The organism is Streptomyces sp. NK15101 (assembly GCF_020400725.1).
In the GTDB taxonomy this organism is placed as follows: domain Bacteria; phylum Actinomycetota; class Actinomycetes; order Streptomycetales; family Streptomycetaceae; genus Streptomyces.
The window spans coordinates 1-13,363 of record NZ_JAINVG010000129.1 but is presented as its reverse complement, the minus strand read 5'-3'; the positions used below and the strand labels follow the sequence as shown (position 1 = coordinate 13,363).

Annotated in this window: 14 protein-coding genes; 9 read left to right on the top strand and 5 right to left on the bottom strand. The window is 73.9% G+C overall.

Annotated features, from left to right (window positions below):
* The 3 genes from K7G60_RS36270 to K7G60_RS39065 form a co-directional block, all read right to left on the bottom strand.
* On the bottom strand, nt 1–882 hold an 882-nt coding region (locus K7G60_RS36270; protein WP_225805226.1), incomplete at its 3' end, for a LacI family DNA-binding transcriptional regulator.
* A 105-nt stretch (nt 883–987) separates the two neighbouring features.
* Nucleotides 988–1,317 (bottom strand): putative quinol monooxygenase, encoded by a 330-nt coding sequence (locus tag K7G60_RS36265; RefSeq protein ID WP_225805225.1) that lies wholly within the window; start codon nt 1,315–1,317, stop codon nt 988–990.
* Nucleotides 1,318–1,362: 45 nt separating this feature from the next.
* Complete coding sequence (locus tag K7G60_RS39065; protein WP_263986701.1) at nt 1,363–2,175, bottom strand: IclR family transcriptional regulator; 813 nt, start codon at nt 2,173–2,175, stop codon at nt 1,363–1,365.
* 763 nt (nt 2,176–2,938) lie between these two features.
* Between K7G60_RS39065 and K7G60_RS36250 the strand changes: the two genes are divergently transcribed.
* The 8 genes from K7G60_RS36250 to K7G60_RS36215 all read left to right on the top strand — a co-directional run bounded on the left by K7G60_RS36250 (nt 2,939) and on the right by K7G60_RS36215 (nt 11,664).
* Complete coding sequence (locus K7G60_RS36250) at nt 2,939–4,705, top strand: VanW family protein (protein WP_225805224.1); 1,767 nt, start codon at nt 2,939–2,941, stop codon at nt 4,703–4,705.
* A gap of 107 nt (nt 4,706–4,812) precedes the next feature.
* On the top strand, nt 4,813–5,844 hold the full coding sequence (locus K7G60_RS36245) for a serine hydrolase (RefSeq protein ID WP_225805223.1): 1,032 nt from the start codon (nt 4,813–4,815) through the stop codon (nt 5,842–5,844).
* A gap of 99 nt (nt 5,845–5,943) precedes the next feature.
* Nucleotides 5,944–6,585 (top strand): GNAT family N-acetyltransferase, encoded by a 642-nt coding sequence (locus K7G60_RS36240; RefSeq protein ID WP_225805222.1) that lies wholly within the window; start codon nt 5,944–5,946, stop codon nt 6,583–6,585.
* Between the two features lie 419 nt (nt 6,586–7,004).
* The gene (locus K7G60_RS36235; RefSeq protein WP_225805221.1) at nt 7,005–8,450 is read left to right on the top strand and encodes a glyceraldehyde-3-phosphate dehydrogenase; all 1,446 of its coding nucleotides are present in this window, start codon (nt 7,005–7,007) and stop codon (nt 8,448–8,450) included.
* A 122-nt stretch (nt 8,451–8,572) separates the two neighbouring features.
* Nucleotides 8,573–9,388 (top strand): DUF817 domain-containing protein, encoded by an 816-nt coding sequence (locus tag K7G60_RS36230; RefSeq protein ID WP_225805220.1) that lies wholly within the window; start codon nt 8,573–8,575, stop codon nt 9,386–9,388.
* Nucleotides 9,389–9,530: 142 nt separating this feature from the next.
* Nucleotides 9,531–9,734: a cold-shock protein gene (locus K7G60_RS36225; RefSeq protein ID WP_033201600.1), complete on the top strand. Its 204-nt coding sequence runs from the start codon at nt 9,531–9,533 to the stop codon at nt 9,732–9,734.
* 94 nt (nt 9,735–9,828) lie between these two features.
* Complete coding sequence (locus K7G60_RS36220) at nt 9,829–11,205, top strand: DEAD/DEAH box helicase (RefSeq protein WP_225805219.1); 1,377 nt, start codon at nt 9,829–9,831, stop codon at nt 11,203–11,205.
* Between the two features lie 123 nt (nt 11,206–11,328).
* The gene (locus K7G60_RS36215) at nt 11,329–11,664 is read left to right on the top strand and encodes a MazG-like family protein (protein WP_225805218.1); all 336 of its coding nucleotides are present in this window, start codon (nt 11,329–11,331) and stop codon (nt 11,662–11,664) included.
* Between the two features lie 142 nt (nt 11,665–11,806).
* On the opposite strand, the gene K7G60_RS36210 is transcribed toward K7G60_RS36215, so the two are convergent.
* Together K7G60_RS36210 and K7G60_RS36205 are read right to left on the bottom strand one after the other, a co-directional pair.
* The gene (locus K7G60_RS36210; protein ID WP_225805217.1) at nt 11,807–12,013 is read right to left on the bottom strand and encodes a hypothetical protein; all 207 of its coding nucleotides are present in this window, start codon (nt 12,011–12,013) and stop codon (nt 11,807–11,809) included.
* Between the two features lie 38 nt (nt 12,014–12,051).
* Complete coding sequence (locus tag K7G60_RS36205) at nt 12,052–12,600, bottom strand: hypothetical protein (RefSeq protein ID WP_225805216.1); 549 nt, start codon at nt 12,598–12,600, stop codon at nt 12,052–12,054.
* A gap of 174 nt (nt 12,601–12,774) precedes the next feature.
* Here K7G60_RS36205 and K7G60_RS36200 point away from each other — a divergent pair.
* The coding region (locus K7G60_RS36200; RefSeq protein WP_225805215.1) for a BTAD domain-containing putative transcriptional regulator at nt 12,775–13,363 on the top strand (589 nt) is incomplete at its 3' end.

Here is a 13,363-nt window from a genome sequence, read left to right as displayed (position 1 = left end):
CGGGGGCGGGGCCCCCGCGGGGTCGTCGCCGCCGAGGGGGGCCCCGCCCTCGGGGCCCCGGCGGCCCGCCTCGCGCAGGACGCCCCGCGCGCCGGCCGCCATCACGTCGGAGGCGGCGAAGACGGCGTCCAGGTCCGGCCGGCGGTCCAGGAGCTCCCGCATGGCGCGGCGGCCGCCCTCCTCGGTGAAGTCGCCGTTGGCGACGAGCGTCTCGTCGGGCGCGAGTCCGGCCTCCGCGAGGCCCTCGCGGTAGCCGTCGAGGCGGCAGCGGGCCACGTACATGTCGAGGGGACCGGTGACGGTGGCGATCGCGCGCCGGCCGCGGGCGGCGAGGTGGGCGACGGCGGTCCGGCCGGCGCCGGTGTTGTCGGAGTCGACGAAGGCGACGCGCTCGGCCTCGGTGCGGCGGCCGTTGAGGACGGCGGGCAGGCCGAGGGCGCGGACCTGGTCGGGCAGCGGATCGTCGCCGTGCACGGAGACGAGGAGGACGCCGTCGACGCGCTGCGCGGCGAGGTACTGCTCGAAGCGCTGCCGCTCCTGCTCGCTGCGGATGAGGGTCAGCAGCAACTGCTTGTCGGCGTCGGCGAGTTCGGCGCTCACCCCGCGGATGATGTCGAGGAAGTACGGCTCGGCGAAGAGCCGCGCCTCGGTCTCGGGGATCACCAGGGCGACGGCGTCGGTACGGCTGCCGGCGAGGGCGCGGGCGGCCCGGTTGGGGATGTAGCCGAGTTCGGCGACGGCGCGTTCGACGGCGGCCTTGGCCTGTTCGCTCACCTTCGGAGAGCCGTTGATGACCCGGGAGACCGTGCCGCGGCCGACTCCGGCCCGGGCCGCGACCTCCTCGAGGGTGGGCCTGCCGGTCTGCCGCCCGCTCACCGCCATGTGCCGCTTCTCCCCTCGGGGCGCCGCCCCACCTGCGTCTCACGTGACGTTCCACGCGAACCTATCAGGCGGGGCGGGGCGCGCCGGAGCCGTCGGCGGAGGACTTCAGACGTCGGTCGGGGCGAGCTCGGCCATGGCGCCCCAGCCCTGCTGCGGGACCTCGACGTTGATGATCTCGGGGGTGGCGGCGATGGCGCCGGCCATGGCGGAGAGTCCGGCCGTGAAGTGGTCGGAGGCGACGTGGACGGCGCCCGCCTCCGCGTCGGCGAAGGCCTCCAGGAGGACGAAGACGTTCGGGTCGTCGACGCTGCGGGACCAGTCGAAGAAGAGGTTGCCGGGCTCCGCGCGGGTGGCGCGCGTGAACTCGTCGACCAGGTCGAGCCAGCGGTCGGCGTGGTCGGGGCGGACGGTGAACCGGACGGCGATGAAGATCATGCGTCCATCCTGCGGCGACCGGCCCCGTGGGGCGAGCGGGACGGTTCAGGATTCCGGCAGGGCCGGAAAGGCGGGTGCCGGAAGGGAGGGCGTCGGGGAAGCGGGCGTCGGAAAGGCGGGGACGGCACGGGTCAGCGCGGCCCGGATCCCGCCCTGACGCCGGCCGAACTCGGCGGTCGGCAGGGAGACGGACAGGGCGTGCACGATGCCGTCGCCACGGTCGGGCAGGGCGACGGCGAGACAGGTGTACGCGAGGTCCGCCTCCCCCACGGAGACGGCGAAGCCCTGGTCGCGCACCCGGTCCACCTCGGCCTCGAAGCGCTCCGCGCTGGTGATCGTCCGCGTGGTGAAGCGGGCCATGCCGTGCTCCGCCAGGTAGCGGCGGCGCAGCGGACGAGGCAGCGCGGCGAGCAGCGCCTTGCCGTGGGCGGTCGCGTGGGCGCGGGGCTCGGGGCCCGGGACGAAGGGGTGGCCGGCGTCCGTGACGGGGGCGGTGGTGTCGACGACCGTGATCAGGCCGTCGCGGTAGGCGGTGTGGTACGCCTCGGCGCCCGTGGCCCGCCGCAGCCGGCCCAGGAGTTCGCCGGTCCCGGCGCCCAGCCCGTGGTGCCGCTGGTGGGAGCGGTGCAGGGCCGGGACGCGGGGGCCGGGCGCGTATCCCTCGGCGGTGCGGACGAGGTAGCCGCGGGCGAGCAGGGGCCCGGTCAGGTGGTAGACGGTCGAGAGGGCGCAGCCCAGCTCCCTGGCCAGCGCCTTCGCCCCGACGGGCCGGTCGGCGTCGGCGACGGCGTCGAGCACGGCGAGGGCCCGCTCGACGGACTGGGGGCCGGGGTGGGCGGGGCGGGGGGTGACGGGCATCGGTCCAGCTTAGGCGCGGGGCGCGCGGCGGATGCCCACCTGTTGCGGGCCGCGCCCTCACGGACCCGGGTCGCGGGCGGCCGCACCGCCGGGCTGGCGCCCACCCCCGTTGTGGGCAGCCGTTCCGCCGGGGCGGCGCCCACCCCTCGCGCCCCTGTTGTGGGCAGTCGTTCCGCTGGGGCGGTTCCCACCCCCACCGTTGTGGGCGGTCGTTCCGCTGGGGCAAGGGGGTCCCCCCTCCTCGAGCGGAGCCGAGAGCTTGGGGGAGGGGGGGCACAACGGAACGGCGCCCCTTGCCGGCGCCCGAGGCTCATGAGCCTGGACCCGCACCCCGTGCACGGCTCCCCGATGGTGCGGGTCCAGGCGCGGAACGCGGAGGCCCCGCTGGAGGGCGCCGTCCCCTGTGCCCACCCGTCCCGCCCCAGCGGGACGACTGCCCACACGGGCGGAAGCGCGGCCCGCACGGGCGGGGCGGGGGCGCCGCCCCGCCGGGCGCGCGCCCATGTGGGGTGGATGGCGGTGCGCCGCCCACGCAAGCGCGGCCCCGCACGGCCGGGGCGCCGTCCAGCGGGGTGCGGCTGACGCGGCAGGGGGCGGGTTTTCCGGGCGTGTGGTGCTCGCCCGCACCCGTTCGGCCGTACATTCCGTGGTCAATTCACCCCACTCCGTATCACCGCAGGTCAAACCATCTTTATGTGCATAAGACACTCTTTCGGCGTACCGTCGTGGGGTTGCCCCATTCCTCGACGCCCCGGGAGAGCGTGTGCCCCGCTCCAGGACCGACCTTGCCCCGACGCCCCGCGAGGGGCGCCGTTCGCGTCTCCGGACGGCGGCGATCGCGACGGGTGTGGTGGCCGTCGCCGCGGGGGGCCTGTACGTGGCGGGACTGGCCGCCACCGGGGACGACATATCCGCCGGCACCCGGGTCGACGGCGTGGACATCGGCGGCATGAGCCGCGCCGAGGCCCGGGCCAAGCTGACGGCCGCGGCCCCGGCCTCCTGGAAGGCTCCGATACCCGTACGGGTCGGTGACCGCGCCTCCACCGTGGACCCGGCCTCCGCCGGCCTGACCGTGGACGTCGCGAAGACCGCAGACCTGGCGGCCGACCCGTCCCGTGACCCCTTCACCGTGATCGGGCGGCTGTTCTCCTCCGAGGAACGCGAGATCCGGCCGGTGCTCGCGTACGACGAGGCCAAGACCCGGGCCACCGTGGCGGAGCTGGCCAAGGAGAACGACCGGGAGGTCCGCGAGGGGTCCGTGGCCTTCCGTGACGGCAAGGCCGTCGCGACCCGGCCCGTCACGGGCAGCAAGCTGGACACCACCCGCGCCGCCGAGTCCCTGCGCGCGGCCTACCCGGCCGCCACCGGCGCCGCCGCGGTGACGCTCCCGGTCTCGGTGACCGAACCCAGGCTGCCCGCCGCCGAGGTGTCCCGTTTCCTCGACACGTACGCGAAGCCCGCCGTCTCCGGCCCCGTGACGCTCACGGCGAGCGGCCAGCGGCTGCGGATCTCCGCCGCCACGCTCTCCGACCACCTCACCGTGAAGAACGACGACGGCCGCCTCACCGCCTTCCTCGACGAGGACGCCCTGCTGCGCGACCCGGACGTGGCACGGCCCCTCGCCGCGCTGACGAACGCGCCGGCGGAGGGGTCCCTCGGGGTGCGGGACGGCAAGGTCGTCGTGGAGTCGGAGGGCCGGCCGGGCCACGAGGTGACCGCGAAGGCCCTGGGCGACGCCGTGCGCCCGCTGCTCACCAGGTCGGGCGACGCGGCCCGTACGGCTCCGGTGGCCACCAAGGTCACCGAGCCGGAGCTGACCACCGCCTCGCTGGCCCGTCTGGGCATCACGGAGCAGATGTCGACGTTCACGGTGAACTTCCCCACCGCGCCGTACCGGACGACGAACATCGGCCGGGCGGCCGAGCTCATCAACGGCTCGCTGGTGCAGCCGGGCGAGGTGTGGAGCTTCAACAGGACGGTCGGCGAGCGGACCCCGGACAACGGCTTCGTCGACGGCACGATGATCCTCGACGGCTCGTACCGCTCCGCGCCCGGCGGCGGCGTGTCGGCCATGGCCACCACCGTCTACAACGCCATGTTCTTCGCGGGGGTGCAGCCCGTCGAGCACGGCGCCCACTCCTTCTACATCGAGCGCTACCCGGCCGGCCGGGAGGCGACCGTCGCCTGGGGCTCGCTCGACCTGAAGTTCCGCAACGACACGGGCAAGCCGATCTACATCAAGGCGAGCGCCACGGACTCCTCGGTCACCGTGAGCTTCCTCGGCACGAAGAAGTACGACTCCGTGGAGGCGGTCGCCGGACCGCGCACCGACATCACCCAGCCCGTGAAGCGCGAGGGCACCGGTGAGGCCTGTGTGCCGCAGCCGCCCCTGGAGGGCTTCGACATCTCGGTGGACCGCGTCTTCAAGAACGACGGCGTCGAGGTCAAGCGGGAGACCTACAAGACCCACTACACCCCGCGCGACGAGGTGACCTGCAAGCCGACCGCCCAGGAGGGCGACGGCCACTGACGGAAGGGTGTCTTCCGGTACGCCCGGGGCATGACTTCGAAAGGGCGGTCCGTCGGCATCTCGACGGTCCGCCCTTTCGAACCTCCCCGGACCGTCGGAGGCACGCCTTGGCCCTGCGCAGCGACCCCTTCGAGCGGCTCCTCGGCGAGGCGGCGCGCGCGGGCACGTACCCGGGCGCCGCATGGGCCGTCGGAGACGCCCGCGCCACCCTCTCGGCCGGGGCGGTCGGGCTGCTCGACCCGGCGCACCCCGGCGTGCCGACCCGCCCCGACACGCTCTTCGACGTCGCGAGCCTCACCAAGATCCTCGCGGTCTGGGCGGTCGTGGGCACGCTCGTCGACGCCGGGAAGCTCGACCTGTCCGCCCCGCTCGGCGCGTACTGGCCCGAGGTCGCGGGCCGGCCGCTCGCCGGGGCGACGGCGCACCACCTCCTCACCCACACCGCGGGCCTGCCGCTCCGCGCCAACCTCCGGCACCTGTACGGCTCCGATCCGCAGGACGTCCGCGACGGCGTCCTCGCCGAGCCCCTGCGGCACCGGCCCGGCGAGGCCGTGGCGTACACCGACCGGGCGGCGCTGGTCCTCGGCTACCTCGCCGAGCACCTCGCCCGGCAGCCGCTCCCCCGGCTCGCCGGGGACCGGATCTGGACGCCCCTGGGCATGACGGAGACCCGGTACGGGCCGCTGCCCGCCGAGGCCAGGGAGCGGTGCGCGCCCACCGAGTACGACGAGGAGAGCGGCGCCCCGCTCCGGGGCACCGTCCACGACTTCTCGGCCCGGCTCCTCGGCGGCGCCTGCGGGATCGCGGGGGTCTTCACCACCACCGCCGACATCGGCCGGTTCCTGCGTCACCTGCTCGTCCCGGTGCCCGGCACCTTCTCCGCCGGGTGGACGGCCGCCTCGCTGCGCGTCCACACCGGCCGGCTCCTGCCGCCGCGCGGGCTGTTCTGGCATCCGGCGCCGGGCACGGAACCGGCGGAGGACGTCTGGGCGCACTTCGGCTTCACCGGCACGGCCCTGTGGGTGTCGCCCACGCGCGGCCGCTGGGCGGTCCTGCTCACCAACCGGCTCCGCCTCACCCGGGACGCCGGCCCGCTGGCCCGGGTCAGGGACGGCTTCCGGGCCCTCGCCTTCGGCTGACCACAGGGTGAGATCGAGGTGCCGTACGGGCCTCCGCTCTGCGACCCTGCACCCTGATCGAACGGTCGTGGACGGCTCGACGGGCACGGGGGCGGACTGATGGGTTTCACGCTGGAAGGGCCGGTTCTGGAGGGTGAGTTCGTCCGCCTGGAGCCGCTGGGGCACCACCACGCCGCCGGCCTCGCGGAGGCGGCGGAGGAGAACAGGGACTCGTACGGGTTCACCTGGGTGCCGCGCCGGGAGGAGGCCGGGGCCTACGTCGACGCGCAGCTCGGCCGCGCCGCCGAGGGCCTGGTCGCCCCCTACGTCCAGGTCGACCCGGCGACCGGCCGCGTGGTCGGCGCCACCGCCTTCCTGGATCCGCGCCCGTGGCCCTCCGGTGAGGGCCTGTGCGCGATCGAGATCGGCTACACCTGGCTCGCGGCCTCCGCCCAGGGCACCGGGGTGAACGCCGAGGCCAAGTACCTGCTCTTCCGGCACGCCTTCGAGGACTGGGACGTGGCCCGGGTCGACCTCAAGACCGACGCCCGCAACGCCCGTTCGCGGGCCGCGATCGCCGGCGTCGGCGCGAGCTTCGAGGGCGTCCTGCGCAACTGGGCCGCCTCCTGGGCTCCGGGCGAGGCCGGCCGCCTGCGGGACTCCGCCGTCTTCTCGGTCGTCGCCGAGGAGTGGCCCGAACGCCGGGCGGCGCTCGAAGAGCGCCTCGCCCGCTTCCGGGAGCGCCGCGCGTCGGCTCGGTGACCCTCCACGGGGCCACCGCGAGAAGACCGTTCGCTCCGTCGGCGCCCGGGACGCCAGGGCCTTCAGGCCTTCCGGGCACTCGTCGATCCGCCCGCCGGGATCGTACCGGCGGGTGAGCGGTTCGTGGGCCGTGCGCCACGTTCACGGCGAGGGCGGTCCTGCCGGCGCCGCCCATGCCGGAGATCCGGAGACCACGAGGGCCCGGGACCCGGGCGCGGGTCGGCCGACGGGCGCGTCCGCGCGGGTCTCCCGGGCGGCCGGCCTGGAACAGCGGGGCGGCGAGGAGGACGCGGACCTCGGGGCCGGGCACCGTCCGCGGCGGCTCCCGACGTGACCCATCGTACGGTCCGGCACCCCTTGATTGATCAAACCGACCGGGGGTTACCATATGAGCGCCGCCTAGCTCGAAAGATAATCTTGTGACTGTCAATGACGACTCGTTCACCAGCTGGAAGAACCGCGAGGAGATCGCGGAGTCGATGATCCCGATCATCGGGAAGCTGCACCGGGAGCAGGACGTCACCGTCCTGGTCCACAGCCGCTCCCTGGTGAACAAGTCGGTGGTCAGCATCCTCAAGACCCACCGCTTCGCCCGGCAGATCGACGGCGAGGAGCTCTCGGTCACCGAGACCCTGCCGTTCCTCGAGACCCTCACGACCCTCGACCTGGGCCCGTGCCAGATCGACATCGGCGTGCTGGCCGCGGACTACAAGACCGACGACCGCGGTCTGTCGGTCGCGGAGTTCACCGCCGAGGCCGTCGCCGGCGCCATCGGCGAGAACAAGATCGAGCGCCGTGACGGCCGCGACGTCGTCCTCTACGGCTTCGGCCGCATCGGCCGCCTCGTCGCCCGCCTCCTCATCGAGAAGGCCGGCTCCGGCAACGGTCTGCGCCTGCGCGCGATCGTCGTCCGCGGCGGCGGCGACCAGGACCTCGTGAAGCGCGCCTCGCTGCTGCGCCGCGACTCCATCCACGGCCAGTTCCAGGGCACGATCACGGTCGACGAGGCGAACAGCACCATCGTCGCCAACGGCAACACGATCAAGGTGATCTACGCCAACGACCCCTCCGAGGTCGACTACACGGCGTACGGCATCGACAACGCCATCCTCATCGACAACACCGGCAAGTGGCGGGACCGCGAGGGCCTCTCCAAGCACCTGCGCCCCGGCATCGACAAGGTCGTCCTGACCGCGCCCGGCAAGGGCGACGTGCCGAACATCGTGCACGGCGTCAACCACGACACGGTGAAGCCGGACGAGCAGATCCTGTCCTGCGCCTCCTGCACCACCAACGCGATCGTCCCGCCGCTGAAGGCCATGGACGACGAGTACGGCGTGCTGCGCGGCCACGTGGAGACGGTCCACTCGTTCACGAACGACCAGAACCTGCTGGACAACTACCACAAGGCCGACCGCCGCGGCCGCTCCGCGCCGCTCAACATGGTCATCACGGAGACGGGTGCCGCCTCCGCCGTGGCCAAGGCGCTGCCCGACCTGAAGGCGCCGATCACCGGCAGCTCGATCCGCGTCCCCGTCCCGGACGTCTCGATCGCCATCCTGAGCCTGCGCCTGGGCCGCGAGACCACCCGCGAGGAGGTCCTCGAGTACCTCCGCGACGTCTCGCTGCACTCGCCGCTGAAGCGCCAGATCGACTTCACCACGGCCCCCGACGCCGTCTCGATGGACTTCGTCGGCTCGCGCCACGCGTCCATCGTCGACGCCGGCGCGACCAAGGTCGACGGCGACAACGCGATCCTGTACCTGTGGTACGACAACGAGTTCGGCTACTCGTGCCAGGTCATCCGGGTCGTCCAGCACGTCTCCGGCGTGGAGTACCCGACCTTCCCGGTTCCGGCGGTCTGATCCCCACCACGCCCGACGGCACGGCGGCGCGCCGCGCTCCCCCTCCCGGGAGTGCGGCGCGCCGTCGTTTCCGTCCGCCGGGACCGGCGAACCGCTCACGGCCCGCCGGCGTCCCTCCCGCCATGGAGACGCTCACCCACGGGACACGTCAACTGCTGCGCTTCGCGGTCCTGGAGGCGCGCTGCTGCGCCTTCGCCGTCGCGCTCGTCGGCGGCATCGCCGCCTCGACCCTGCTGCCCGAACTGCCGGTCGCCCGCTACGACCTGCTGCTCCTGTACGGCATCGGGCTCACCGTCCTCGCGTGGAAGGTCGGCTGGGACACCGGCCGGGACGTCGCCGTGATCGCCGGGTGCCACGCCATCGGCCTCCTCTTCGAGCTGGTCAAGGTGCGGATGGGCTCGTGGAGCTATCCGGAGGACGCCCTGACGAAGTTCGGCGGCGTGCCGCTGTACGGCGGATTCCTGTACGCGGCGCTCGGCAGCTACGTCTGCCGCGCCTGGCACCTGTTCGACCTCCGGCTCACGGGCTACCGGCCCCGGATCACGGCGTTCCTCGCCGGGGCCGTGTACGTGAACTTCTTCAGCCACCACTGGCTGCCCGACGTCCGCTGGGCCCTGGCCGCGCTGCTCCTGGCCGCGACGGCGGGCACCTGGGTCCGCTTCCGGGTGGGCGAGAGCGACCACCGGATGCCCCTGGCCCTGTCCTTCGTCCTGATCGGCTTCTTCCTCTGGGTCGCCGAGAACGCGGCCACGTACGTCGGCGCCTGGAGCTACCCGGACCAGCTGGACGGCTGGCAGCCGGTCTCCCTCACGAAGTTCGGCGCCTGGGCGCTGCTCGTCACGGTCACGTTCGTCCTCGCGGCAAATCGGACATTCTTCGTGCGTGCCCGCCGGAACCGTGCTACAGTCGAGATCAGTTGCAGTCGTGGTTCCCATTGAACTTACAAGTGCCTTCGACGATTCGACATCGTCAGGCACTTTATGTGTTTTCGGTGCAGTTTTCCGGACGGGGCAATCATCACGGCGACGCCGGGATCCGCACAGTGCGGCTCCCAGGGCTACGCCCCGAAGGAGATATGACATGGCTACTGGCACCGTGAAGTGGTTCAACTCGGAAAAGGGCTTCGGCTTCATCGAGCAGGAGGGTGGCGGCCCGGACGTGTTCGCCCACTACTCCAACATCGCCACCTCCGGCTTCCGTGAGCTCCAGGAAGGCCAGAAGGTGACCTTCGACGTCACGCAGGGCCAGAAGGGCCCGCAGGCGGAGAACATCCTCCCCGCCTGACGTTGACACGTCCGACGCGGCCGGGGTCCCCACTCGTGTGGTGGGGGCCCCGGCCCGTCGCGTTTACCGGACTTCCCCACGGACCAGGTGCCGCATGAACACCACGCCCCACACGGACGCCACCGCGGCGGCCGCGACCTTCGCCGCCTTCGGCCTGCCGGCCGGCCTGCTCGCGGAACTCACCCGCCACGGCGTCGAGACCCCCTTCCCGATCCAGGCCGCCACGCTCCCGGACGCCCTCGCGGGCCGCGACGTCCTCGGACGCGGGCAGACCGGCTCCGGCAAGACGCTCGCCTTCGGTCTGCCGCTCCTCGCCCGCACCGCCAAGCGCCGGGCCGAGGCCCGCAAGCCGCTCGCCCTGGTCCTGGTCCCCACCCGCGAGCTGGCCCAGCAGGTCGCCGACGCCCTCGCCCCCTATGCCGGCGTCCTCGGGCTGCGCCTGGCCACCGTGGTCGGCGGCATGTCGATCGGGCGGCAGGCCACGGCGCTGCGCGACGGGGCCGAGGTCCTGATCGCCACCCCAGGCCGGCTCATGGACCTCGTGGAGCGCAAGGACTGCCGTCTCGACCGGGTGGCCGTCACCGTCCTCGACGAGGCCGACCGGATGGCCGACATGGGCTTCCTGCCGCAGGTCACCGAGCTGCTCGACCGGGTCCCCGAGGGCGGCCAGCGGATGCTGTTCTCGGCCACGCTCGACCGTGACGTCGACCAGCTGGTCGAGCGCTACCTCCAGGACCCGGCCGGCCACTCCGTCGACCCCCCGGCGGCCGCCGTCTCCACCATGGAGCACCACGTGCTGCACGTGCACGGCGCCGACAAGTTCGCCACCGCCACGGAGATCGCCGCCCGCGACGGGCGCGTGATCATGTTCCTGCGCACCAAGGCCTCCGTCGACCGCTTCACCAAGCACCTCCTCGGCAGCGGCGTGCGGGCCGCGGCGCTGCACGGCGGCAAGTCGCAGCCGCTGCGGGCCAGGACCCTGGAGCGCTTCAAGACCGGCGAGGTCCCCGTCATGGTCGTCACGGACGTGGCGGCGCGCGGCATCCACGTCGACGAGCTCGACCTCGTCGTCAACGTCGACCCGCCCGCCGATTCCAAGGACTACCTGCACCGCGGCGGGCGCACCGCCCGCGCCGGCGAGTCTGGCGTCGTGGTCACCCTGGTCACGCCCGAGGAGCGCCAGGACGTGGCCCGCCTCATGGCGGAGGCGGGCATCCGTCCCCGCGTCACCCGGGTCCGCTCCGGCGAGGCCGAGCTGACGCGCATCACCGGAGCCCGGAAGCCCTCGGGCGTGCCGGTCGACGGGGCCGCGCCGAGCCAGGAGGGCGTCAAGCGCGGCGGCGCGGCCTTCCGGGGCATCGGCACCGTCCCGGGTCGCCCGGGCCGCGCGAAGAACGAGTCCCGCCGGGCCGCCGAGGCTTGCAGGACGGCCGAGGCCCGCCGGGCGGCGAAGATCCGCCGGGGCGGCTGACCGGACGGCTCCACGCGTCTCGAAAACGCGCGCCCGGAAACGGCGCCCCCTCGTTGAGCCCGGTGACGGGCGGTCAGGCCGCCCGTCACCCGACCGCCCGTCGTCTTCGTCCGAGGAGGGCTCATGCAGGACAACACCCCGTGGGAAACGATCGGTTCGCTCGCCGCGCTGTTCACGCGGCTCGACTCCGAGCGCGGGCTGCCGTCGGAGGAGCAGTGGACCCTTCAGGTCCTCAAGCTCTCCGAGGAGGTCGGCGAGGCCGCGCAGGCCGTCATCGGCGCCCGGGCGACCAACCCCCGGAAGGGCCGCAGCCACGGCTGGGAGCACGTCCAGGAGGAGATCGCCGACGCGGTGATCACCGGCATGGTCGCGCTGGCCCGGATGCGGCCCGACGACGCCGCGGAGTACCTGGCCGACGTGCTCGCGGAGAAGTCGGCGAAGTTCCTCCCGCCCGCCTGACGCCGGGCCCGTCGGCCCGGCTCCGGTCTCCGGGGTCACCGGTCTCGTTCCGGTTCGATGAACGACCGGTCCACGTCGACACCACGGTCGAGGCGCTCGTGGTCCGGTGCGGGATCACCCGGACCACGGCCGTCCGGGCCGTTCACGGTGCCGCCGGGGCGAAGGACAGCACGCGGGCCCGGTGCCGGCCGTCGTCGCCGCTCACGTTCGGCGGGGTGATCACGATGCGGCCCTTCGCGTGGGCCGGGTGTCCGGCGAGCATGGCGTACTCCTGGGACGCGGCCGGGACATACGGATTGCCCGGCACCGGCTGCTGCGGGGAGTACCAGGGCCGCGACGGGCGCTGCATCGGTCTTCTCGCTTCCTCCGTCCCCGTCCGGCGGTGGTCTACGCCGCCACGCGTTCGCCGGACGGCTCGGCTACGACGATCTGGAGGTGCGCCGGGGCGTACTTGCGTGCCTTGACCACCATCTTCCGCAGGTCGAACTTGGCGCGGAGGACCGCGACATGGATCGGCGCGGGCATGTCCGGGTCGTGGGCGAGGACGGTCCCGCCCGCCGGGAGGGAGACGCCGGGGCGCAGCCGCGCACCGATCAGGGCGTGCGGGCCGCCCTCCGGTGTGGCCACGACCAGCTGGGTGACGTCGCTCCAGGGCAGCAGAACGGTGCCGAACCGGGCGCCGGCCGCGTCGAACTGGAACGCCGTACGCCGGCTCTCGTACCAGGAGACGACGAAGGGGAGCGTCGCCACGATGACGACACCGCCCTTCATGTCGAGCGCCCATCCGAGCAGGACGGCGAGGCCGACGACGCCCGCGATCGCGCCCCACAGTCCCGCCTGGTCCCGCGCGGAGAACGGGTGGGTCACCCGGTAGCGCTCCCATCGGCCCGCGCGGCGGGTGGGCCGCGTGCCGGGCCTGCTGCCGGCGTGTGACATGACGGTGTCTCCCTACTCTCGACGGCACGGGTCGGCTGCCGCCCCCACGGCGGCAGCCGACCCGACGGGGCCACCCTGGCGCGGGGCGGTGGAAGACCGATGAAATGCTGCTGAAGCGAAGGTCTCGGGAAGCGGTGCGGGCACCGCGCGGGCGGGGGACGTGGGGGCGAGGACGTGAGTGTGGAGCCGGCGGGCCGGGGCGGGGGCCCGGCCGGGGCGCGCGGTCCCTTGCGGATCGACCTGCTCGGACGCGTCCGGGCCCTGCGCGGCGACGTGCCGGTCGCCCTCGGTCCGGTCCGGCGGCAGGCGGTGCTCGCCGCCCTGGTCCTGCGCGCCCCGGGCTTCGTGACGTACCGGCAGCTCCTCGACGACGTGTGGGGCGCCGAACCGCCGGGCACGGGCCACCGCGTCCTGCCGAGCTACGTGTACGCGCTCCGCAGGGCACTGGACGCGCCGGACTCCGGGCCGGACCGGTCGGTGATCGGCGGCGGGCGCGGCGGCTACCGCTTCGAGCCCGGCGGGGCCCGCACCGACCTCGCCGAGCTCGCCGAGCAGGCGGCCCGGGGCAGGCGGGCGAAGGCTTCCGGCGACCTCGCCGCCGCCCTCGACGCGGGCGGCCGGGCGCTCGCGCTGCTCCGCGGCGAGCCCCTGCCCGGTCTGCCGGGACCGCTCGCCGACACCGAGCGACAGCGGCTCGCACGGCTGCGCCGGGCCCTGCAGCAGGAGCACGCGGAGTGCCTCGTCCTGCTCGGGCGTCACGCGG

Bases quoted from the DNA above. Each gene is read 5' to 3' on its own strand.
- K7G60_RS36230 (WP_225805220.1), top strand. From the start codon at position 8,573: ATGGAGACGCTCACCCACGGGACACGTCAACTGCTGCGCTTCGCGGTC.
- K7G60_RS36225 (WP_033201600.1), top strand. From the start codon at position 9,531: ATGGCTACTGGCACCGTGAAGTGGTTCAACTCGGAAAAGGGCTTCGGC.
- K7G60_RS36265 (WP_225805225.1), bottom strand. From the start codon at position 1,317: ATGATCTTCATCGCCGTCCGGTTCACCGTCCGCCCCGACCACGCCGAC.
- K7G60_RS36240 (WP_225805222.1), top strand. From the start codon at position 5,944: ATGGGTTTCACGCTGGAAGGGCCGGTTCTGGAGGGTGAGTTCGTCCGC.
- K7G60_RS36205 (WP_225805216.1), bottom strand. From the start codon at position 12,600: ATGTCACACGCCGGCAGCAGGCCCGGCACGCGGCCCACCCGCCGCGCG.
- K7G60_RS39065 (WP_263986701.1), bottom strand. From the start codon at position 2,175: ATGCCCGTCACCCCCCGCCCCGCCCACCCCGGCCCCCAGTCCGTCGAG.
- K7G60_RS36215 (WP_225805218.1), top strand. From the start codon at position 11,329: ATGCAGGACAACACCCCGTGGGAAACGATCGGTTCGCTCGCCGCGCTG.
- K7G60_RS36220 (WP_225805219.1), top strand. From the start codon at position 9,829: ATGAACACCACGCCCCACACGGACGCCACCGCGGCGGCCGCGACCTTC.
- K7G60_RS36210 (WP_225805217.1), bottom strand. From the start codon at position 12,013: ATGCAGCGCCCGTCGCGGCCCTGGTACTCCCCGCAGCAGCCGGTGCCG.